Origin of the sequence: Rhodococcus sp. MSC1_016 (genome assembly GCF_023667485.2) — a bacterium.
GTDB classification, from domain to species: Bacteria; Actinomycetota; Actinomycetes; order Mycobacteriales; family Mycobacteriaceae; genus Rhodococcus_F; species Rhodococcus_F oxybenzonivorans.
Window position 1 is genome coordinate 2,791,743 of the sequence record NZ_JAMOZI020000001.1, and the last position, 22,439, is coordinate 2,814,181.

At 67.5% G+C, this 22,439-nt stretch carries 19 protein-coding genes; 5 read left to right on the plus strand and 14 right to left on the minus strand.

The window, feature by feature from the left end:
* Positions 1 to 122: 122 nt before the first annotated feature.
* The 13 genes from murC to L1080_RS12955 all read right to left on the minus strand — a co-directional run bounded on the left by murC (position 123) and on the right by L1080_RS12955 (position 16,086).
* Positions 123 to 1,631 (minus strand): UDP-N-acetylmuramate--L-alanine ligase, encoded by a 1,509-nt coding sequence (gene murC / locus L1080_RS12895; protein ID WP_250774224.1) that lies wholly within the window; start codon positions 1,629 to 1,631, stop codon positions 123 to 125.
* The gene (murG, locus tag L1080_RS12900) at positions 1,628 to 2,776 is read right to left on the minus strand and encodes an undecaprenyldiphospho-muramoylpentapeptide beta-N-acetylglucosaminyltransferase (protein ID WP_159921719.1); all 1,149 of its coding nucleotides are present in this window, start codon (positions 2,774 to 2,776) and stop codon (positions 1,628 to 1,630) included. The genes murC and murG overlap by 4 nt, the downstream gene beginning before the upstream one ends.
* On the minus strand, positions 2,773 to 4,440 hold the full coding sequence (gene ftsW, locus L1080_RS12905; RefSeq protein ID WP_250774221.1) for a putative lipid II flippase FtsW: 1,668 nt from the start codon (positions 4,438 to 4,440) through the stop codon (positions 2,773 to 2,775). Before ftsW ends, murG begins: the two co-directional genes overlap by 4 nt.
* Complete coding sequence (murD, locus tag L1080_RS12910) at positions 4,437 to 5,933, minus strand: UDP-N-acetylmuramoyl-L-alanine--D-glutamate ligase (protein WP_159921717.1); 1,497 nt, start codon at positions 5,931 to 5,933, stop codon at positions 4,437 to 4,439. The genes ftsW and murD overlap by 4 nt, the downstream gene beginning before the upstream one ends.
* Positions 5,934 to 5,937: 4 nt before the next feature.
* Positions 5,938 to 7,017 carry a phospho-N-acetylmuramoyl-pentapeptide-transferase gene (gene mraY, locus L1080_RS12915; protein WP_159921716.1) on the minus strand — a complete coding sequence of 360 codons (1,080 nt, stop codon included), beginning with the start codon at positions 7,015 to 7,017 and terminating at the stop codon, positions 5,938 to 5,940.
* Positions 7,014 to 8,528 carry a UDP-N-acetylmuramoyl-tripeptide--D-alanyl-D-alanine ligase gene (locus tag L1080_RS12920; protein ID WP_213572416.1) on the minus strand — a complete coding sequence of 505 codons (1,515 nt, stop codon included), beginning with the start codon at positions 8,526 to 8,528 and terminating at the stop codon, positions 7,014 to 7,016. The genes mraY and L1080_RS12920 overlap by 4 nt, the downstream gene beginning before the upstream one ends.
* Positions 8,525 to 10,099: a UDP-N-acetylmuramoyl-L-alanyl-D-glutamate--2,6-diaminopimelate ligase gene (locus tag L1080_RS12925; RefSeq protein WP_250774389.1), complete on the minus strand. Its 1,575-nt coding sequence runs from the start codon at positions 10,097 to 10,099 to the stop codon at positions 8,525 to 8,527. The genes L1080_RS12920 and L1080_RS12925 overlap by 4 nt, the downstream gene beginning before the upstream one ends.
* Before the next feature lie 267 nt (positions 10,100 to 10,366).
* Positions 10,367 to 12,217: a peptidoglycan D,D-transpeptidase FtsI family protein gene (locus L1080_RS12930; protein ID WP_250774211.1), complete on the minus strand. Its 1,851-nt coding sequence runs from the start codon at positions 12,215 to 12,217 to the stop codon at positions 10,367 to 10,369.
* Complete coding sequence (locus L1080_RS12935; RefSeq protein ID WP_250774209.1) at positions 12,214 to 12,894, minus strand: hypothetical protein; 681 nt, start codon at positions 12,892 to 12,894, stop codon at positions 12,214 to 12,216. Before L1080_RS12935 ends, L1080_RS12930 begins: the two co-directional genes overlap by 4 nt.
* Positions 12,891 to 13,907, minus strand: coding sequence for a 16S rRNA (cytosine(1402)-N(4))-methyltransferase RsmH (gene rsmH / locus L1080_RS12940; RefSeq protein WP_250774382.1), 1,017 nt, complete (start codon positions 13,905 to 13,907; stop codon positions 12,891 to 12,893). The genes L1080_RS12935 and rsmH overlap by 4 nt, the downstream gene beginning before the upstream one ends.
* Positions 13,908 to 14,105: 198 nt before the next feature.
* Entirely contained in the window at positions 14,106 to 14,537 is a 432-nt protein-coding gene (mraZ, locus tag L1080_RS12945) for a division/cell wall cluster transcriptional repressor MraZ (RefSeq protein ID WP_109329258.1), read from the minus strand.
* Positions 14,538 to 15,011: 474 nt separating this feature from the next.
* The gene (locus L1080_RS12950; protein ID WP_159921711.1) at positions 15,012 to 15,440 is read right to left on the minus strand and encodes a DUF3040 domain-containing protein; all 429 of its coding nucleotides are present in this window, start codon (positions 15,438 to 15,440) and stop codon (positions 15,012 to 15,014) included.
* Positions 15,441 to 15,675: 235 nt separating this feature from the next.
* Entirely contained in the window at positions 15,676 to 16,086 is a 411-nt protein-coding gene (locus tag L1080_RS12955) for an SAV_6107 family HEPN domain-containing protein (RefSeq protein ID WP_250774206.1), read from the minus strand.
* Between the two features lie 227 nt (positions 16,087 to 16,313).
* Here L1080_RS12955 and L1080_RS12960 point away from each other — a divergent pair, with 227 nt between their 5' ends.
* From L1080_RS12960 to L1080_RS12980, 5 genes are read left to right on the plus strand one after another with little or no spacing between them, the layout of a single operon-like run.
* Complete coding sequence (locus L1080_RS12960; protein ID WP_250774203.1) at positions 16,314 to 16,973, plus strand: GNAT family N-acetyltransferase; 660 nt, start codon at positions 16,314 to 16,316, stop codon at positions 16,971 to 16,973.
* Between the two features lie 4 nt (positions 16,974 to 16,977).
* Positions 16,978 to 18,567 (plus strand): phytoene desaturase family protein, encoded by a 1,590-nt coding sequence (locus L1080_RS12965; protein ID WP_159921707.1) that lies wholly within the window; start codon positions 16,978 to 16,980, stop codon positions 18,565 to 18,567.
* Positions 18,564 to 19,394, plus strand: coding sequence for a carotenoid biosynthesis protein (locus tag L1080_RS12970; RefSeq protein ID WP_250774201.1), 831 nt, complete (start codon positions 18,564 to 18,566; stop codon positions 19,392 to 19,394). Before L1080_RS12965 ends, L1080_RS12970 begins: the two co-directional genes overlap by 4 nt.
* Positions 19,395 to 19,425: 31 nt before the next feature.
* A complete protein-coding gene (locus L1080_RS12975; RefSeq protein WP_159921703.1) occupies positions 19,426 to 20,148 on the plus strand; it encodes an LppM family (lipo)protein in 723 nt (240 codons plus the stop codon).
* Entirely contained in the window at positions 20,145 to 21,305 is a 1,161-nt protein-coding gene (locus tag L1080_RS12980) for a glycosyltransferase family 2 protein (RefSeq protein WP_250774199.1), read from the plus strand. The genes L1080_RS12975 and L1080_RS12980 overlap by 4 nt, the downstream gene beginning before the upstream one ends.
* Here L1080_RS12980 and metF read toward each other — a convergent pair.
* The gene (gene metF / locus L1080_RS12985) at positions 21,298 to 22,302 is read right to left on the minus strand and encodes a methylenetetrahydrofolate reductase [NAD(P)H] (RefSeq protein WP_159921699.1); all 1,005 of its coding nucleotides are present in this window, start codon (positions 22,300 to 22,302) and stop codon (positions 21,298 to 21,300) included. The genes L1080_RS12980 and metF overlap by 8 nt on opposite strands.
* Between the last annotated feature and the right edge of the window lie 137 nt (positions 22,303 to 22,439).

Sequence of the window (22,439 nt, forward strand, 5' to 3'; positions counted from 1 at the left end):
CCGGCGCGGCCCAGCTCTGGTGCCGGAACTCCGCGCGGAGGCGCCACCGGGCCGCGGACTGCGCTGGGTGTCGCGGCGAACCGGGCGATCCGGCCGTTCCGGGCGACCTCGGCGCTCCCGTGTCATCGGGGGGCGTTGTGTGGGGCCGCACGCAGCACGTCGAGAATCTGGTTTCCGAGCATCGTGACGTCACCGGCACCCATCGTGATCACGACGTCGCCGGGTTCGGCCAACCCCGCCACCTGACGCGGCGCCTGCGACAGATCGGGCTGATAATGCACCGGCTTGGTCACCGACAATGCGACCAGGGCGCCACTGACACCGGGCATGGGTTCCTCCCTCGCCCCGTACACGTCGAGCACCACGACCTCGTCGGCGAGATCGAGAGCATGCCCGAACTCTTCCGCGAAAGTTGCTGTCCGCGAATAGAGATGCGGCTGGAACACGACGATCACTTTGCCCCGGCGGACCGATTCCTCGGATTCTCGCCGATCCGCCTCGTGCGGCTGGCGCACCAGATCCGCGGCGGCGCCGAGCACCGCACGCACTTCGGTGGGATGGTGCGCATAGTCGTCGAACACCCGGACACCACGCTCACGACCGGTGAACTGGAACCGGCGGTGTACACCGCCGAAACCGGCGATTCCTTCGAGTATCTCGTCGACGTCGGCACCGGCCTCGCGGGCAGCGAGAAGTGCGGCCAGCGCGTTGAGTGCCATGTGCCGTCCCGGGACACCCATCCGGATGGTCCGCGGACTCCGCTCACCGGCCAGCTGGAACTGCAGCACTCCCCCCACATCTCTGGCCTCGAAACTCAGCAGCCGGGCACCGACCTCGATTCCGTCGACGGAGTCGAACGGAGCGGCGGACGACTCTGCGCTGCCGTAGCCGACCACTCGCACACCGGGGAGGTTCCGCGCGCTCACCCGTGACGCGAGCGCTGCCGAACCGGGATCGTCGAGACAGGTGACGAGGAGCCCGCCGGGCGAGAGCCGATCGGCGAAGTCGTCGAAAACCTGGGTATATGCCTCCGGGCTGCCGAAATAGTCGAGATGGTCGGCCTCGACGTTGGTGACGACGACGACATCGGGGTCGTACTGGAGAAGCGAACCGTCACTCTCGTCGGCCTCGGCGACGAATACGTCACCGCTGCCGTGATGAGCGTTGGTCCCGGCTTCGTTCAGCTCGCCGCCCACCGCGAAGGAGGGGTCGAAACCGCAATGCTGGAGCGCCACCACCAGCATCGACGTCGTCGACGTCTTACCGTGGGTGCCCGACACGAGCAGGGTCCGGTGACCGTGCATCAACGATGCGAGTACCGCCGGGCGCAGGATCACGGGGATGCCGCGCCGCGCGGCCTCGACCAGTTCCGGGTTGTCCTTCGGGATGGCGGCGTGCGTGGTGACGACCACGGTGGGTCCGCCGGGCAAGAGATCGAGTGCGCTGGCGTCGTGGCCGATGCGCACGTTCGCGCCGCGAGCGCGGAGGGCCAGCACGCCGCGGCTCTCCTTGGCGTCGGATCCGGACACCTGGCCCCCTCGGGCCAGCAGGATCCGGGCGATCCCGGACATTCCGGCGCCACCGATCCCCACCATGTGGACACGTTCGAGGTGCGCGGGCAGGTCGGTCATCGGGTTTCCTTCGTCAGCGCGGCCACGTCGAGAACAATCTGCGCAACCTCGGCGGCTGCGCTACGGTGACCCGCTCCCGCCGCGCGCCGCCCCATGTCCGCGAGCCGCGCGGGGTCGCGCAGCAGCGGGATCACGGTGTCCGCGACGAAGGCGGCGGTCAGGTCGCCGTCACGGACAATCATTCCACCTCCCGCTTCGACGACTGGCCGCGCATTGAGTTCTTGCTCACCGTTGCCGTGCGGCAACGGCACGTACAGCGCGGGGAGACCCACAGCCGACACCTCCGCGACCGTCATCGCACCCGATCGGCAGATCACCGCGTCGGCAGCCGAATACGCCAGATCCATCCGCGACAGGTACGGGACGGCCACGTAGGGCGGACCGCCTGCGGAGTCGGGGACGTCCAGGGTGTTCTTCGGACCGTGTGCGTGCAGGACGGCGATCCCCGCCGCCGCGAGCGACTCCGCCGCCCCCGACACCGCCTCGTTGAGCGACCGCGCGCCCTGCGACCCACCGAACACGAGCAGCACTGGTCCCTCGGCGGGAAGCCCGAAGTGGGCCCGGGCCTCACTGCGTAATCCCGCCCGGTCGAGACCGGTGATGGATGCCCGCACGGGTATACCGACGATCTCGGCCTCCGCCCTGCCGCGCGCCTTCACACCGGAACCCGCCACCGCCGCGAGGACCCGTGCAGCACGGCGAGCGCCGATCTTGTTGGCGATGCCCGCGCTCGCGTTCGCCTCGTGCACCACGATCGGGATTCTGCGTCGCCGCCGCAGCAGACCGGGACCCGCGGCCAGGTACGCCGGAAGAGCGACGTAACCGCCGAAACCGACGATCACGTCGGCCCCGGTCTCGTCCATCACCGCACGGGTACGACGAACCGAATGCAGCACCCGGCGCGGGAGCCGCAGCAGGTCGAGGGTGGGTTTACGGGGAAGTGGCACCGGCGGAATGAGTTCCAGCGGATAACCGCGCTCCGGAACCAGGGTGGTTTCGAGACCGCGGGCCGTCCCCAGCGCCGTCACCACCACATCCCCGTCGATCGCCTTGATCGCATCGGCCACCGCCAGAGCCGGTTCGATGTGTCCGGCGGTTCCACCACCGGCCACGATCACCGACAGAGTGGGCTTCTCGCCGCTCACCTACGAAATCCTCGCTCTCCTGCTCGGCCACCCGAGCTTCGCTGCTGGCGCACACCGCGGTCGGGTGTGCGGGCATTGCCGCGTTCCGCGCGGCCCTTGTCGTATGTGATGCTCCGGGTGCGGGCTGCCATCTCGCGTCCGGCCTGCCGCCGTGCCTCGGCCCGTCGCACCGCCTCCGCCCGGGCAGCGTCCGCCCGCACCGGTGAATATGCCTCGGGCTTCGGAAGACGCAGCATTCGCCCGAAACGGCCGTCCTGACCCGAATGCAGCGCCGCTACGGCCTCCGGCTCGTGCCGGGCCGCATTCGCCACCACGCCGAACATGAACAGCGTCGTCGCCGTCGACGTTCCCCCGGCGGACACGAGCGGCAACTGCAGTCCGGTGACGGGGAGCAGCCCGATGACGTACCCCACATTGATGAACGCCTGACCGGTGATCCACACCGTGGCCGTACCTGTGAGCAAGCGCAGGAAGGGATCGGCCGATCGTGCGGCGATGCGCAGCCCCGTGTACACGAACAACCCGAAGAGTCCCAGCACGGCGGCACCACCCAGGAAGCCCAGTTCCTCACCGATGATGGCGAAAATGAAGTCGTTGTGCGCGTTGGGGAGATAACTCCACTTCGCGCGGCTCTGCCCCAGTCCACGCCCGAGAATTCCGCCGTCGGCCAGCGAGTACATCGCCTGGCGTGACTGATACCCGATACCCTGCGGATCCTCGTCCGGATTGAAGAAGGCCCGGACCCTCGCCGAACGGTAACCGGCTGTGAGAGCGAGAACGACCACCCCGGCGAGGCCGGTTCCCACGATGCCCAGGAACAACTTGAGCGGCAGACCTGCGAACCACAGCAAGGCCATCAGGATGATGGCCAACGAAACCGTCGTTCCGAGGTCGGGCTGCAAGATGATGAGCACGAACGCCAACAGCGCCGCGGGAACGAGTGGGACCAGCATGTCGCGGATCCCGACCAGGTCGCTCCGGCGTGACGCCAAGATGTGCGCACCCCAGATGGCGAGCGCGATCTTCGTCAACTCGGCCGGCTGCAGCGACACACCGCCGACGACGAACCATCCCCGGGTGCCCTGGGACACCGTTCCGATACCGGGTATGAGCACCAGTATCAGAAGAACGATCGTTGCCGCGAAGGCGGGAAAGGACAGCGCGCGCATCACCCGTACCGGGATGCGCAACGCGACGAAGAACAGGATCATGCCGACGCCGGCGAAGATTGTTTGCCGGGTGAACAGCGTGTAGGCCGAGCCGTCGTTGGCATACGCCTCGACGCTCGACGACGACAGCACCATTACCAGCCCCAGCACCGTGAGCAGAAACGCGATGGTCACGACGAGGTGGAACGACGCCAGTGGTCTGGCCAGCCACGCACCGATCCGGGTGCGGGGAGCGCGCGGCGGCGAAGTGCGGGTTCGCGGACCCTGCGGCGGGCGGCGGGGCGTAGCCGAGCGCGGAGAACCGTCCTGCGAACGCGGGCCTGCGGGAGAGCGAGGCCGTCCCGCATCACCGGCACGGCCCCGAGGTGCGTCACCGCGACCACGTTCGCCACCGCGGCCCCGCTGCGCGTCGGACACCCGGCTCCGTTGCGCGTCGGCCCCACGGCTGCGCTGCGCGTCGGGAACCCGGCGTGGGCGCGGATCGGCCGACGTCATTGCGGCTGCCCGGTAATGTCCGATGCATGCAGCCGGCCGACCGCGTCGGCGAAGCTCCTACCTCGATGACCGTAGCTGTCGAACATGTCGAGCGAAGCCGCGGCAGGAGCCAGTACGACGGCGTCACCCGCCGTCGCCAGGGCAGCCGCCTCACGCACGACGGCTGCCATGACCGCGTCGCTGTCGGTACCGGGCGGCAGAACCACCCGTCGGGTCGCGGCTCGAGCAACAGCACTCACTCCAGCATCGTCTCCCGTTTCGACACTGACCACGGGAACCTCGGGGGCGTGTCGCGCAAGCGACTCGGCGATGTGGGTGGCGTCACGCCCGAGTAGCACGACTCCGGTCAGATGGTCGGCCACCTCGACGATCAGGTCGTCGACCTGGGCGCCTTTGAGGAGGCCGCCGGCGATCCACACCACGCGTTCGTGCGCGAGAATCGACGGCCCGGCCGCGTGTGGGTTGGTGGCCTTCGAGTCGTCGACGAAGGTGACCCCGCCGATCTCGGCAACGCGTGCACCGCGGTGCGGGCCGACGACGTAACTCGCCAGACCGCGGGCCACGGCCTCGGGCCCCACCCCGGCGGCGCGCGCGAGCGCTGCCGCAGCGAGCGCATCCATCAATCCCGCAGGACCGGACGGGGTAATCCCCTCCGCCGGGGCCAGCCGCAGCCCGTCGGCGAACGCCCGATCCACCAGGTGGCCGTTTTCGATCCCCAACTCCCCCGGCCCCGGCATCCCCACCCGGAAGCCCACCGTGCGTTCGGCGGGTGAGGAGGTTGCGAGGGACGCGGCCACGTCGTCGTCGAGACCCAGTACTGCGACATCGCCGGTCAACGCTCGCGCCTTCGCTTCGATGTACGACTGCATACCGCCGTGCCAGTCGAGGTGGTCCTCGGCGATGTTCAGGACGGCTCCGGCCGCCGGCCGAACTGACGGTGCCCAGTGCAGTTGGAACGACGAGAGTTCCACCGCCAGCACTTCGGGCCGAGGAGACGTCTGGCGTAGGGCCTCGAGGACCGGGAGTCCGATGTTCCCGCAGGCTGCGCTGGGCACCTTTGCCGCCGACAGGATCGACTGCAGCATCGAGGTCGTGGTCGTCTTTCCGTTGGTCCCGGTAACCACCAACCATCGGCGGGGCGGGCCGTAGAGTCCCGATCGGTCCACGTGCCAGGAGAGTTCGATATCTCCCCAGATGGGGATGCCGTCTCCGGCGGCAGCCGAGAGCAGCGGTGCGTCGGGACGGAATCCGGGGCTGGTCACCACCAGTGCGAAGTCACGGACACGTTCGCGGTCGGCGAGGAGGTCGTCGATGGGCACGGTGGCTGCGCCGAGCCTCGCGCATTCGGCAAGGGCGTCGGCATTCGAATCGGTGACGGTGACGAGGGCTCCGAGTTCACGGAGCGGTTCGATCGTCGCCCGGCCCGAGATTCCCGCCCCCGCGACGAGTACGGCACGACCCCGCAACCGATCGAGTTCCAGATCCTCGGCCACTGGGTCAGCCGCCGATCGCTGCCAGGTACTCGCTGTAGAACAGCGCGAGGCCGATCGCCGAGGCGATGGCCGCCAGCAACCAGAAGCGGATGATCACCGTGGTTTCCGCCCACCCGGCGAGTTCGAAGTGATGGTGGAAAGGCGCCATGCGGAACACTCGTCTCCGGCTCGACCTGAACACCGCAACCTGGATCACCACGGACGCCGCTTCGGCGACGAAGAGAGCGCCGATCACCACCATGAGCAGTTCCGTCCGCGTCGTGATGGACAGCCCGGCGAGCATGCCGCCCAGCGCAAGGGAGCCGGTGTCGCCCATGAAGATTTTGGCGGGCGCGGCGTTCCACCAGAGGAAGCCGATGCAGGCGCCCGCCCCGGCGGCGCAGATCAGGGCCAGGTCGAGCGGATCCCGGACGTCGTAGCAACCCTTTCCCGGGCTGGTCTCACATGCGTTGCGGTACTGCCAGAACGTGATGATGACGTAGGCGCCCAGCACGAGGCTCATGGAACCGGCCGCCAGGCCGTCGAGTCCGTCGGTGAGGTTGACGGCGTTCGACCACGCGCTGACCAGGAGATAACAGAACGCGACGAACACTACGGATCCCAGGGTCACCGTCGCGATGTCTCGGACGTACGACAGGTGGGCACTGCCGGGGGTCAGGTCGTTGGCTCCGCGGAACTGCAGCGCGAGGATGCCGAACGCCACCGCCGCGATCAGCTGGCCGACCAGCTTTGCGGTCTTGTTCAGTCCCAGGTTGCGCTGCTTGCGGATCTTGATGAAGTCGTCGAGGAACCCGACACCACCGAGCGCAGTGGTCAGGCCCAGCACCAGCAGACCCGACGCCGACGGGCCGTCTGCGTTGTAGCCGATACCGATCAGGTGCGATCCCCAGTACCCCGCCCACAGGCCGGCGAGGATGGCGACTCCACCCATCGTCGGGGTCCCGCGCTTCGACTGGTGACTGGCCGGACCTTCGACACGGATCTCCTGGCCGAAACCCTGACGGGAAAAGGCCTTGATGAGGACCGGGGTCAGCAGAATCGAGACGGCAAGCGCGATGCCCGCCGCGAAGAGGATCTGTCTCACCGCATGGCCTCCGAACCCTTCTGTCCCGTGTGTCCCGCCAGCACCGCGTCCGCGACCTCCCACAGTCCGATGGATTGCGACGCTTTGACCAATACCAGGTCACCCGCCGCCAATTCCTCCTCGAGCAACGCGATCGCGGAGGCGGCGTCGGGAACGAGTATCGCCTCGTCGCCCCACGAGCCCTCCATGACCGCGCCCTGATGCATGGCCCGTGCCGGTCTACCGGTTCCGACGATGATCAACTTGCTCACGTCCAGCCGGACCGCGAACCTGCCGATCGCATCGTGTTCGACCACTGATTCTGGCCCCAGCTCCGCCATTTCTCCGAGTACCGCCCAACTGCGGCGCGCCGCGCCGCGGCCGGTCTTCGCCATCGACACCAGCGCCTTGATGGCTGCGCGCATCGAATCAGGATTGGCGTTGTACGAATCGTTGACAACCGTCACACCGTCCGGCCGGTCTCGCACATCCATACGGCGAGCCGACACCGCAGCGGCCCCGGACAGTGCCTGGGCAACCTGGCCGAGATCTGCGCCGCACTCGAAAGCCACTGCCGCAGCGGCGAGTGCGTTCCCGACTTGATGTTCGCCGTGCACCGCCAGCTCGACCGGAACACTGCCCGAAGACGTGGTGAGCGTGAATCGCGCACGCGCCTTCTCGTCGAGCACGATGTCGGTGGCCCGGATATCCGCCGCCTCCGACTGACCGACGAGCACCACGCGCGCAGAGGTCCGTGAGGCCATGGCGGCGACCAGAGGGTCGTCTGCATTGAGCACGGCGACGCCGCCATCCGCGGCAGTCGGCAGCGCTTCGGCGAGCTCCCCCTTCGCCAGGGCGATCGCGTCCCGGGACCCGAACTCACCGAGATGTGCCGTGCCCACGTTGAGAATGACCCCGATCCGGGGAGGCGCGATGGTCGCGAGGGACGCGATGTGCCCCAGCCCGCGCGCCGACATCTCCAGAACCAGGAACCGGGTGTCGGCATCAGCGCGCAGGGCAGTCCACGGGTGCCCGAGCTCGTTGTTGAACGATCCAGGCGGCGCCACCACCGGGCCCAGGGGGCGCAGAACAGCCGCGAGGAGGTCTTTGGTCGAGGTCTTGCCCGCTGACCCGGTCACTCCGACCACCGTCAAGCCCTTGTCGGTCAATTCGTCGACAGAAGCGCGGGCAAGCTTCGCCAGAGCGGCGAGCACCGCGGCGCCGGACCCGTCCGAATCGTGTTCGAGTGCCATCGCCCGGCTCGGGACGTCCACCGGAATCGGCGGGACCACGACGGCCGGAACCCCGACCGGCCGCGCAGCCACGACGGCGGCCGCACCTGCCGCAACGGCGGCCGCAGCATGGTCGTGACCGTCGACGCGGGCACCGGGCAGAGCGAGGAAGAGGCCGCCTGGACCTACCTTCCGCGAATCGAATTCCACGCTGCCGGTCACCTCGGTCGAGGGATCGACGACGTCGTGGAGCTCGCCTCCCACGATTTCGGCGATGCGAGCGAGTGTCATCGGGATCATTTGCTTCCTCCGATTACCTGCTCGATCGCTTCGCCCAGAACCTCGCGATCGTCAAATGGGTGCTTCACCCCGGAAATCTCCTGACCGGACTCGTGTCCCTTACCTGCGACCAGAACTACGTCGCCTGCCTGCGCCCAGCTGACGGCCTCGGTGATCGCCCTCGCGCGGTCCCCCACTTCCCGAACTTCTCCCCGCTCGGATTCGGGCACCGCGAGGGCGCCTTCCCGGACCGCGGCTCTGATCGTCGCCGGGTCCTCGGTACGCGGATTGTCGTCCGTGATGATCAGCAGATCCGCCCCTCGCGCCGCCGCCGACCCCATCAGGGGCCGCTTCCCGGCGTCGCGGTCACCTCCCGCACCCACGACCACCGCGACACGGCCGGACACCTGGCTCCGAAGGGTTGCGATCACAGCCTCGAGGGCGGCGGGTTTGTGCGCGTAGTCGACGACGGCGAGAAAGTCCTGGCCGCGATCGATCCGCTGCACCCGCCCGGGCACGTCGACCTCCGCGATGCCCTTCACTGCGACGAGCGGATCGACCCCCAGTGAGGCGCTCAACGCAACGGCAACCGAGGCATTGGCAACGTTGTACCGGCCCGGAAGCTGTAGCAACACCTCGAGCGACGTGCCGTCCGGAGTGGTGAGAGAGAAGGTCTGCGAACCGGAAGGCGATACCGTCGGCGCACCTGCACTCCACTCCGCCTCCACACGGCCGGGCCCCGTGGCCACCGTGGATACGACGGAGCCGGCGTCGGCGGCAACCTCGGCCATCCGCTGCCCCCACTCGTCGTCGACGCAGATGACGGCCCGCGGCGCGTGGACCGAAGATTCGGCGCGGAAAAGCCTGGCCTTGGCGGCGAAGTAGTCCTCGAAGTCGCGGTGGAAATCGAGGTGGTCCTGCGAGAGATTGGTGAAGGCACCCACATCGAACCGCACACCGTCGACCCGGCCGAGCGCGAGCGCGTGACTGGAGACCTCCATCACCACCGTGTCGACCCCCTGCTCGAGCATCACGGCGAACAGGGCGTGCAGTTGCGGGGCCTCGGGCGTCGTCAGTGCGCTCGGCACCCGTCGCCCCTTCATCCGCGTTTCGATGGTTCCCACCAGACCGGTGGTGCGCCCCGCCGCGGTGAGGGCGCCCTCCACAAGGTACGAGGTGGTGGTCTTACCGGAAGTGCCGGTGATACCGATCACCTGCATGCGCTCCGACGGACGGCCGTAGATGGTGGCCGACATCTCGCCGAGAACTCCGCGGGGATCGTGGTGGACCAGGACCGGCACGTCCGCTTCCAGCCCCGACACGATGTCGAACCCGGCCTCGTCGGTGAGGATCGCCACGGCCCCGCGTGCCACAGCGTCTGCCGCGAACTCCGCCCCGTGCGCCCGAGCGCCGGGCAAGGCAGCAAAGAGATCGCCCTGGGCGATGGCCTGAGCCCGAAGATCCACTCCCGTGACGACGACGTCGGCAGCACCACCTGCGGAAGCTTCGATTCTGGCTCCGGCAGCTGCGGCGAGAACGCTCACCGGGGTACGAACCGGCAGACTGGGGCGCAGATCGTCGCCAGACTTCAGATCTTCTCCGGACTGCAGAGTTTTTCCGGACTGCAGATCTTCTCCAGACTTCAGTGGCGCGGACGTCGACTGCGGGCGGGACGGAACAGGCACCGGGCTCCTCTCGGGTGTCGACTCTCTACTGACTACGGGCGTCGTGCACGGCTCTACAGTGCGCGACCTGGGCATTTTCACGCGACTGTGTTCACTGAACGACTGTGCCCACTGAACGGCCGACGTGTCAGATTACCGCGACCGTTCCGAAAGCCGGATTCGGCCGACCATCGCTCAATCGGCTTGGAGCACCAGCCTGCGTCCGGGATCCGGGGACATCGGGACGCTGTCACGTTGGAGCAACCACGACGCGATGTTGTGGAACAGCGGCGCGGCGGACTGCCCACCGGTGCCGTCCGCGCTCCGCGTAGGTGCGTTCAGCATGATGCCGATCACGTACCGCGGATTGTCCGCGGGCGCGATCCCGGCGAACGTGATCCAGTAGTTCGAATTCGAGTAGCACTTGCAGGCGGGGTCGACCTGCTGCGCTGTTCCCGTCTTACCGCTGATCTGGTAACCGTCGACAGCAGCCTGAACCCCTGTGCCGCGCTGGTTGCCGGTGTCGTTCTGCGTGACGGACCGGAACATGTCACGCACGGTGGCCGCTGTCTGCGGGCTGACCACGGTGATTTCTTCCGGTCGCTCCGTCTCGGTTCTGTCGCCGTCCGCGTCGATGGTGGCCCGGACGATTCGCGGCGGAATGCGAATACCGTCGTTGGCGATGGCCTGATACATACCGGTCATCTGCAACAACGTCATCGACAGACCTTGGCCGATCGGCAGGTTCGCAAAGGTGCCGCCCGACCACTGGTCGCGGCTCGGCACACTGCCCGCGCTCTCGCCGGGTAACCCCACATCGGTGCGCTGACCGAGTCCGAACTTCGACAGCATGTCGGCGTAACGGTCCTCGCCGACGCGCTGGGCGAGCATCAGCGTGCCGACGTTCGACGACTTACCGAACACCCCGGTGGAAGTGTAGGGAGCCACGCCGTGATCCCAGGCATCCTTCACCGACACGCCTGCCATCTGAATGGTGCCGGGAACCTCGAGGACCTCGTCGGGGGTGGTCAATCCGTACTCGATAGCCGCCGCGGCGGTCACGATTTTGTTCACCGATCCCGGCTCGAACGGGGTACTGACGGACAGATTGCCCATCTCCACAGATCTCGGATTATTGCCTACACCGATCGCCGGGTTGAACGTGCTGTCGTTCGACATCGCCAGGACTTCACCGGTGTGAGAGTCGAGCACCACCGCCGACGCATCCTTGGCGCCGGACTTGTCCTTCGCCATCTGCACTTGCTGCTGCACGTAGTACTGAAGGTCCGAGTCGATGGTGAGTTCGACACTCGACCCGTCCACCGCAGGCTGCTTGTCACGCCAACTGCCGGGAATGACGGCGCCGTCGGACCCGCGGTCGTAGGTTTCGGAGCCGTCCGTGCCGGCGAGAGTGGAGTCCAGTGAGTCCTCGAGGCCGAGGAGCCCGTGCCCGTCCCAGCCGGTCGCGCCGACGAGGTTTGCGGCGAGGGATCCGCCGGGATATTCGCGGATGTCCTGACGCTCGAGACCCACCTCGGGATACTTCTCACTGATTTCGGCGGCAATCGCGGGGTCGACACTGCGGGCGAGATAGACGAACGTCTCGTCGCTGCGCAGTTTCTCCCTCAGTTCTTTCTCCGGCGCCGCGTCACCGAGGCGGTCGTGAATTTCCTTGGCAATGGCATCGAGCCTCGAATCGACCTCGGGGGCGGTCTCGCTCTTGGCGCGCGCCTCCTCGAGCTCCTTACGGACCCGCGCAGGCTGAAAAGTCAGTGCCTTCGCTTCCATGGTGAAAGCAATGGGGTTGGCATTGCGGTCGGTGATCGACCCGCGCAGCGCCGGATCCACCTGGGTGGTCGTGCGTTGATTCGCCGCCTCGGCCGACAGTTGCGGCGCGTCGATGACCTGAATCCACAAGAGTTGCACCGCGGCGAGGCCGAGCGCTCCGAACATCATCCCGCGTCCGATCCGTTGCCTGAACGGAAAGGACCCCGTGCCGGCGCCCTTGGGGCGCCGGGGACGACTTCTCGGTGCGTTTCGGTTCACCGGCGACCACCCGATGGTGGTGCTGTCGTCGGTGCAGTGGTCGAAGGCATCACGGGAACCAATTGTTCACCTCGGGCCTGGATCTCCGGGCTATTGCCGGGTCGTGGCGTGGCGCGCGGCGCCTGCGTAGTGGTCGTGCCCCGATTCGGAGCTGTCGCGACCGTGTTCCCCGCCTGGGTGGACGGGGCCGCGGCATCGAGCGGGGGCACAGGTGACCCGGATGCCGGAGCCGGCTTCCCGACCACCTCGACGCTTCCGTCCAGGTGCACCACGAGACGAGCGGGATCGTTCGCCGGAACCATCCCCAACTTGGCCGCTTCCTCCGCGAGTTTCGGCGCAGAGTTGGCCGTCTCCACATCCCGCTGCAGCGCCGCCTTCTCCTCCGCGAGCGACTGATTGTGTTCCCGCGCAGCACTGAGCTGATAGGAATCCTCCGCCGAGCGGGTGGTGAGCAGGAGAGTGACGGCGAGGCCCAAGCTGAGAAGTCCGAGAATTGTTGCCACAAAAGGAATCCGGGCAGCAAGGGAACCGGCGCGGTTCATTCCGGCCACGGCGGTCGGCGATCCGCTGTGCACTGCCGCACGCTGGGTACGCCGCTCGTACGCTCGCTGGGCAGCGCCCGAACGGTTACCCCCACGTGCAGGCCGTACCTCGGGGGAATTCACCTGAACCGTCATGCCGCCGACCTCCTGGCAATTTTCTCTGCAGCACGCAAGCGCACCGGGGCTGATCGTGGGTTCTCTTCTATTTCCTGCTCGGACGCTCTCTCCGCCCCTCGGGTGAGGATGCGGAACTCCGGCCCCATACCCGGCAACTCGACAGGGAGCCCCTCCGGACTCCTCGACTTCGACCGGGGAGTGATCTCCTGCTTGACGACCCGGTCTTCGAGCGACTGATACGACATGAACACGACGCGTCCCCCGACAGTCAATGCGTCGAGTGCCGCCGGTATCGCCGCTCGCAGTGAATCGAGTTCGCCGTTGACCTCGACGCGAAGAGCTTGGAAGGTCCGCTTGGCGGGGTGTCCCCCGGTCCGGCGGGTCGCCGCCGGAATGGCGCGATACAACAGTTCGACCAGTTCCGCACTCGTCGTAAAGGGCTGCTTCGCCCGCTGCCGGACGATTTCCGACGCAATCTTTCCCGCGAACCGTTCTTCACCGTAGGTGCTGAGGATCCGGGCCAGATCACCGTGGCTGTATGTATTGAGTACCTCTGCCGCCGTGATCCCCGTAGTCGGATCCATCCGCATGTCGAGCGGCGCATCGATGGAGTAGGCGAAACCGCGATCGGACTCGTCGAGTTGCATCGACGACACCCCCAGGTCGAACAGGATGCCGTGAACTGAATCTCGAGGAGGAAGTCCCGCTTCGAGGAGTGCATTCTCGATGCCGTCATACCGAGTGTGGACGAAGGTCACGCGGTCCCCGAACGGGGCCAACCGAGCCCCGGCGATCTCGAGGGCATGCGGATCCCGGTCGAGGGCCACGAGCTTCAGCCGAGGGTACGTCCGGAGAAAATGCTCGGAATGCCCACCGAGGCCGAGGGTGGCGTCGATCATGACGGCTCCCCCACCCTCCGGGTCGTGCAGAGTGAGCGCGGGGCCGAGGAGTTCGACTGCTCGGTGCAGCAGGACGGGGATATGGCCGAAGCCATCGGCGGGCGAGGATTCTTCCCCCTCGTGATCCACCATGATCCCTCCGGCTCCTGCTTCTGTGGTGCGGGTGGACATGTCCGAAGCCGGAGTCCACATGTCGAACTTCTCTTCTCGGCCGGTTGCCGGTGCGAATGCTTCGAGGTCCCTGCCCGAAATGAAAACCTGGCGCTGGGGAAGTGCGTCAGGGTTCCGTCGGACAGAGGCCTCGCTGCATTCGCGTGCGTGCGGTCATGCTCAGACGATCTCGCCGAGCGCGACTCCCGTTGCCTGCGAGTAGTTCTCCTCGTTCTCCTCGACGTAGGTCTGCCATGCCTGCGCATCCCAGATCTCGAGGAAATCGACCGAACCGATCACTACGCAATCCTTGGAGAGACCTGCGTAGCGACGGTGATCTGCCGAGAGGGTGATGCGCCCCTGGGCATCTGCATGCTGCTCATCGGTGCCGGCAGCGAGACCGCGCACGAAAGCTCGCGCTTCCGGATCGCTTCTCGACGCTGCCGCGGCCTTGCGCGCGAGCGCGGTGAACTCTTCCCGGGGATACACCGCGAGGCTGTGATCCTGACCCTTGGTGACCATCAACCCTCCCGCCAGTGCATCCCGGAACTTTGCGGGCAACGTCAGCCGCCCTTTGTCGTCGAGCTTCGGCGTGTAGGTACCGAGAAACACTCGACACCTCCCACTACGTCCATATCGAACGCCGCATGCCCGGGCGGTTCACCTTCGGCTCCCCGCTGCGCACCACAGTACCCCACTTTCCCCCACTGACAAGGCGGAAGCAGGGGTGTTTCCCTCCTGTTTGCTCGATACTTGCTGGTCAATGCCAATTCGTGAAGGTGGGGGAAAATTCCCACAGTGATCACAAACACGGCCCACTCATGGGACGAACCAGCCAGCGCACGCGGTGAACGCCGCAAAAGGCCAGGTGAGGTGACGACGGCGACGTCCCGGGCAGTCGCGCGTCGATCAGTCCGCACGCAATGGGGGAAAGTGGGGCGAGTAGGGGGCCGGGGATCACACAGAGACATTCACTGAGAGCACCAGCCAGTCGCGGCGGGAGGCGTGGGCGCGTTCACAGCCACAAAAAAGCGTTGGCGGCGTGGCATCGAAATGCCACGCCGCCAACGCCCGAAGTGAGTTCTGCTACTCCTGCTCGAATCTCTTCTTGAAGCGATCTTCCATTCGCGACGAGAACCCGCCACTCTTTCGTCCGCCCCGGGGCTTACCCCGGTCGGACCTCTTGGTCTCGTCGGGCGTGGTCGAGCCGCCACGCGACGACTGTCGGGACTTGTTCTTTCCCCCACCCCACAGGAGGAGGACTCCCGCACCGAACATAACGATGAAGCCGATCAAGCTGATCACCGGGAATCCACCCGGCTTGATCGGCAGGGCGACGCCGGCGATGAGCAGGACCAGCCCCAGGACGAACAGGGCTATGGCCTGAAAACGACGACGACTCGATGCCGCACGCATGCGACCGCCTCGCACAGTGGAGGCGAACTTGGGATCTTCGGCATAGAGAGCGCTCTCGATCTGGTCGAGCATGCGCTGCTCGTGCTCGGAGAGTGGCACGGTACCTCCCCCGGCACTGGAGTGTTGGCCACCGCCTCACGGTGCGAGGCGGTGGGTAACCGACTTTGGCGGCTACCTAGATTTAATAATACGAGCAGTTCGACCCCGGTACCACCTACTCGGTGCACGAGTTCGACACCAACCTTACGGACTCCCGCACCGAACCCTGCTCCGGGCTTTCACTACGTCGCCGACACTGCGGGCGGCCGACCCGGATTCCGGGCGAGACGGGCAGCTACGACGCCCGAAGATCGACGTCTGCACCGCGACCGATGTGGTCTTCCACCGCTTGCAAAAACCGCCCCACCTCGACAAAGAACTCATCCGCCTCGAGATCGGTGAGCGTACGAGACATCCCGGCCTCGATCGCGGCACGAGTGGCGGAGTGCCCAGCGAAATAGTCGGCCCAAGCGCCGAAGTCGCTCGCGGCGTCTGCCATGAGAACCCAAGCGTTACGCGTTCGTGTCCGTCGACCTCCCGGCGAGGACCCCTCGACAGCGGCGAGCACGGCACCGGCGCCGCGCAGTGCGGCGAGATACGCGCTGTGAAAACGGTCCGCAGGCGAGTCGGCGCCGACCGACTGCGACAGAAGAGCGTCAGCCCGGTCGAGCAGGGAGGCGGCGCGCCGAGATGCCGGAGCACGCACCTCCCCCGGTCGCCGCGAGGGCCCAGAGGTCGGTCCTGAAACCGAGTTGTTCCTCACTTCGAACACCTCCACAACCCCGGTGTGTCCACCCCGCCGGGCGTAGTCCTGTCGTGAGCCGGGGTCCCGGCGATGCTCGCTTCCCTCGAGCATCGCCGGATCCCCGCTATCGAACATCCGTTCGACCTATTCAATATAGCTGGACCCACCGACACGTCGTCAAGAGAAAGGTGAGACCGGTCGACACGAACGCTGACCAGATACCGCTCGTGGTCGAACTCTCGGCTGCCGAGTTCCGCGACCGCCTCCAGGAGGCCCTCGCGATCTATGTCGCCGCCATGGGCTATCCCCGCGGCGCGGAATACCACCGCGCGCCGATGTGGACCGAACATGTGCAGCGATCGGGGTGGAGCGGTGTCGGCGCCGTGGTCCCGGCCGATCCGTCCGCCGAATCCGATGCGACTCACCGCCTCGTGGCCGTGGCCTACGGCTACCGCGGAGCCCCCGAACAGTGGTGGCACCAGCAGGTCCGCACCGGTTTGCGGCACACCGGCTGGACCCGGGACCGGATCGACACAATTCTCGACGACTATTTCGAACTGACCGAACTCCACGTCCATCCCGACGCCCAGGGACACGGTCTCGGCGAAACACTCCTTCTCCGATTGCTCGACCGCCGACCCGAACGCGGCGTGTTGTTGTCCACCCCCGAGGTCGCGGACGAGAACAATCGAGCGTGGCGGCTCTACCGTCGGCTCGGATTCCGGGATGTACTGCGCCACTTCCGGTTCGCAGGCGACAACCGTCCCTTCGCGGTCCTCGGCCGTAGCCTTCCACTGGAAAGCCTTTCCACCGAGAAGCCTTCCTCCGGAGAAGAACCGTTAACCTGACCCGATGATCGATGCGGTGGTAGTCGGGTCGGGACACAACGCCCTGGTGTCGGCGTGCTACCTGGCTCGAACGGGATGGTCGGTCGAGGTGATCGAACGCGACACCGTACCGGGCGGAGCGGTCTCGACAGTGGAACGGTTTCCAGGTCACCGCGTCGACCGCGGATCCTCCGCGCACATCATGATCCGTCACACCGGCATCGTCGAAGAACTGGGCCTGCAGGCGCACGGTCTGCGCTACCTGGATTGCGATCCGTGGGCGTTCGCCCCGGCACCTGCGGGTACCGACCGGCCCGGCATCGTGTTCCGGCGCAGCCTCGACGCGACCTGCCTGTCCATCCAGGAATCCTGCGGACCGGCCGAGGCCGACGCGTATCGGCGGTTCGTCGACGTGTGGGGGCCGCGCAGCGCCCGCGTGATGCGGGCCTTCACCAGGCCGCCGACCGCCCCCGCGCTGTTGTCGTCGTTCTGGGGTCTCGATACGGGGGGCGGCGGCAGCGACCTGTCGCGGCAGTTCCTCGCGTCGGGGGACGCCCTGCTGGACGAATTCTTCGACGACGAACGGCTCAAGGCCGCACTCGCATGGTTCGGCGCCCAGTCCGGGCCGCCGATGTCCGAGCCGGGCACCGCCCCGATGGTGGGATTCGCGGCACTGATGCACACCCTTCCGCCCGGCCGTGCCGTCGGTGGCAGCGGCGCCTTGACGGCGGCCCTGGCGTCGCGGTTGCAGGCCGACTCCGGCGTGCTTTCCTTGGGTGAGAAGGTCGTCGCGCTGCGCCGGGACGGGACCTCCTGGATCACCCGGACATCGGCGGGGCGGGAAATACGATCGCGGACCGTCATTGCCGGGTGCCACGTGCTCACTACGCTCGATCTCCTCGAAGCAGGCGGCTACGACAAGCAGATCCTCGATAGCTGGCGCCGGCGGATCCGCGTCGGACCGGGCATCGGGATGGTGGTACGGCTGGCGACCGACGCCCTGCCGTCCTATCCGAGCGCCCCTGACACCTCGGTGACCAGCGGATTGCAGCTCCTCGTGTCCGATCGCGCGCACCTGCGCCTCGCCCACGGCGCCGCGCTCGCAGGGGAACTCCCGCCGCGGCCGGCGGTGCTGGGGATGAGCTTCAGTGGCCTCGATCCCACGATCGCGCCCGCGGGTCGGCATCAGATCACCCTGTGGTCGCAGTGGCAGCCCTACCGGCTCAGCGGGGGCCGTCGGTGGAGCGACCTGGCAAAGGCCGAGGCCGAGCGCATCGTCGACGAGATCGACGCACTCGCCCCCGGTGTCCGGGCGTCGATCCTGGACCGTCATGTGCAGTCACCGCAGGACCTCGAGGAGGAGATGGGGCTGATCGGGGGCAACGTGATGCACGTCGAGATGTCGCTCGACCAGATGATGATGTGGCGGCCCCTTCCCGAACTGTCCGGGCACCGGGTCCCCGGAGCCGAACGCCTGTACCTCACCGGCGCCTCGACGCATCCGGGCGGTGGGGTGTCCGGTGCCAGCGGGCGCAGCGCCGCACACGTCGCGCTCCACGACGCACGCCGCGCCTCCAGAACCGCGCGACTGCGCCGCCTGTGGCCGGGGACGTGACCGCGCGCATCCCCACCCTGACGGCCGCAGCAGCGATCGCGGCGCAGATTGTCTACCCTCTGGTGCGCGGTGACCTCCGTGACGCGGTGACGGTCTGCGTCGTGCTCCTGCTCGCCGCGGCGAGCATCACGCATGCCGCCCTCACGCGCGGTCCGCGCTGGACCGCGGCTCTGGTTCTGGTGACAGCGGGTGTCGGCCTGCTCTCGGAGGTCGTCGGGACGTCAACCGACGTGCCCTACGGCTGCTACGACTACAGCGTCGACCGACTCGGTCCCGCACTCGCCGGTGTCCCCCTCGTGGTGCCGTTCGCCTGGACAGCGGGCTTCTATCCGGTGTGGTGCGTCGCCTCCCTCCTGGCGGGGGGCAGATATCGGCACCTGATTCGGATGGTCCTCACCACGGTCGGCGTCGTGGGATGGGATCTGTATCTCGACCCCCAGATGGTCGCGGACGGTCAGTGGACTTGGTGCGTCACCGATGCGGGTCTTCCCGGTGTCGAGCACATTCCGGTGACCAACTACGTCGGATGGTGTGTGGTGGCTGCCACCATGGCTGCGGCGATGGAATGGTTCGATCACCGCATTTCTGATGCCGCCGCACCGCACGGAACGCCGCCACACAGGGACAGTGTCCCGATCGCGTTGTTCCTGTGGACCTGGCTGGGTTCGGCGCTGGCCCACGCGGTGTTTCTCGACGGACCCGGACTCCGATTCTCCGCGATCTACGGGTGGATCACGATGGGAGTACTCGGGATTCCCCTCCTGATCGTCCTCGTGCGGTCGCGAGTCCGGCGACCCGAGATCCCCGACACGCCCCCTCGCGCCTGACACCGGTTCACTCCCCTGGCACGATACGACTGTGCAGCCGCCCTCACTCCCTGCCCCGAACATCACCCGCGCGCGGAGCCGGGCCCTCTCCCTGACGGCCCTGGTACTCCTGATCGTCCCGTTACTCGCCGGCTGCCTGCGCGTCCAGGTGTCGATGGGAGTGTCCGCCGACGACCGGGTCTCCGGTCAGATCGTGGCTGCGGCCGTACCCGCAGACGATCAGGACAAGGGTCCGCAGCTCACCCCGCCCGATGCGCTGTCGGGCAAGATTCGCGTACAGGAGTACAAGAAGGACGGGTACGTCGGCACCCAGGCATTCTTCAGCGATCTCACGTTCGGTGACGTACAGCAACTCGGCTCGATGTCCGAACAGGCCGCCGGCAGCTTCCAGATTTCGCTGCGCCGGACCGGCGACCTCGTGACCCTGGAAGGCAAGGCCGACCTCAGCTCGGTTCCCGCCCAGGGCACCGATGTGCAGTTCACTATCGCCTTCCCGGCCCGCGTGGCCACGACCAACGGCACGCGGGAGGGCGACTCCATCGTGTCGTGGAAGCTGCCCGCGGGTGACACGTCGACGATCCGCGCCGAGGTGCGCTACTCGGACCCGAGCACCCGGAGCTTCGCGGGCTGGGCGGGGATCATGGCCGGGGTGACGCTCGGCGTGGCCGTGATCGTGGGGGCTTTGGCATGGCTGGCCCGCAACAGGGAGCCGGCCGTAGGCAGTGGACGCCGGAAGGACTCGTCGACGGTGTGACGCCTGCGCCGATCGTGCAGCTGGTCCGCACCGGTTCGGTGCTGTCGGTGGCCGGTATGGCCGTCGCCGCCGTCAATCTGTGCAGGGCCCCGCGTCTGCGGGTGCCGCGCCGCACCGTCACCGAACCGGTCACGGTCTGCATCCCTGCCCGCAACGAGGTCCGGCGACTGCCCGCCCTCATCGAAGATCTGGCCGGTCAGCGCGGCATCCACGATCTCCGAGTGCTCGTGTTCGACGACGCCTCGACCGATGACACGGCCGAGGCAGCCGAGGCTGCGTGCGCCGACGACTCGCGGTTCACCGTCGTCAGGAGCACCGAGGAGCCGCTTCCCGGGTGGGTGGGGAAGCCCGCCGCCTGCCACCGCGCCTACGATCGCGCCCAAGCCCTCCATCCCCGCCGCGACGGACTGCTGGTGTTCCTCGATGCCGACGTGCGGTTGCAGCCGGGCGCGCTGGCCGCGGCGTGTTCCGCGCTTCGCCAGTGCGGGGCCGGGTTGATCTGCCCCTGGCCGTTCCAGGAGTCCGGGTCGATCGCCGAAACCGCCGTCCAGCCGCTTCTGGCCTGGTCGTGGGCGGCCTCACTACCCGTGCGACTCGGCAATCGTTCGCTGCGCCCGTCCATGGCCGTCGCCTGTGGACAGTTCATGGTCTTCGACTCCGCGGCGTACCGCCGGGCGGGTGGGCACGGCGCGGTGGTGAACAGTCTCACCGAGGATCTCGACATTGCCCGACTGCTGCGACGCCGCGGAGTTTCCACCCACGTTGTCGTCGCAGGCGGCGCCGCGACCTGCCGGATGTACGAGAACGCCACTGCGCTCCGCAGTGGATACGACCGCTGGCTGTGGACGGCCTTCGGCTCGAGGCCGGGGGCTGTGGCAGCCGTCGGTGCGGTCGGTCTGGCCTATCTTGTGCCGCCGGTGGCGCTCGCGCTGGGCAGTGGACGGGTGCGCCGATGGGGTGCAGTGGGGTATTTCGCTGCCGTGACGTCGAGACTGTGCGCACGAACGCTCGAGCGTGGCGCGTCGCCGACCGCCACGGACGTGGCCGGGGCGGTGACCCACCCGCTCTCGGTCGCGGCGACCGCAGCACTGATCATCTCGTCACACCTCGCCCACCACCGTGGACGAACCAGCTGGAAGGGGCGTGCCCTCAGCTGACGCGGGCCGGAGTGACCGGCCGAGGGTCGGTTCGCGATCCGACCTTGTCCCCCAGCCTCGCCAGCACCTCACTGGTCGCCCGGGCGAAGTTCAACGTGATGAAGTGCAGGCCGGGCGCACCCTCCGCGATGAGCCGCTCAGCCATCTCGGTGGCCACATCGATGCCGATCTCACGGACAGCGGCCCGATTCTCCTCGGGGCCGTCACCAGCCGCCCGGCTCAACCGGCGTTCCAGGGCGACCGGAAGCCGGGACCCCGACAGCTCCATCACGCGCTGCACCGACCGCAGGGACGTGATGGGCATGATCTCGGGAATGATCGGCTTCTCACCCTGCTCGGCGTCGAAGGCCGCGACCCGGTCCCGAAGGCGCAGGTAGTCGTCGATGTCGAAGAACATCTGCGTGATGGAGTACTCCGCGCCGGCCCGGAGTTTCGCGACCAGGTACCGGGTGTCGTGGTCGAGGTCCGGCGCCCGGTAGTGACCTTCCGGGAACGACGCGACGCCGACATGGAAGTCACCGAGCTCACGCACGAGCCGGACCAGTTCCTCGGCGTACTCGACACCCTCCGGATGCTTCTTCCACTCGCCCAGCGGATCGCCCGGTGGGTCACCACGAAGGACGAGAATGTTGCTGATTCCGCGGTCTGCGTAGGCGCCGACCATCGACCGGAGTTCGTCGACGCTGTGCGACACCGCGGTGAGATGCGCCACGGGCAGGAGCGTCGTCTCCTCGGCGAGCTGACCGGTGACGCGTACGGTGCGGTCACGGGTGGAGCCACCGGCGCCGTAGGTCATGGACACGAAGGCCGGTCCCAGACGTTCGAACTCCCGGACCGCGCGCCACAGGCGGGCCTCGGCGGCCTCGTCCCGCGGGGGCGAGAATTCGACGGAGAAGGGCACCCGACCGTCACGGCACGACCGGATGCGGTCGACGATGGAGGGAGTGCGGGTCACCCAGCCTTCGCTGGCCCGCCCCCTGACGGAATCGAATGTCACCCGACAAGCATAGGTACAGCCGCGCCGGGTGTGCCCACCGCGTCGCCGATCCTCTTCGATCGCGGGAGCGAGGCATTCGTGGGAAACAGGGCATCGGGTCCTACCGGGCGACGCCCACTATGGTGGTGACGAGGCCT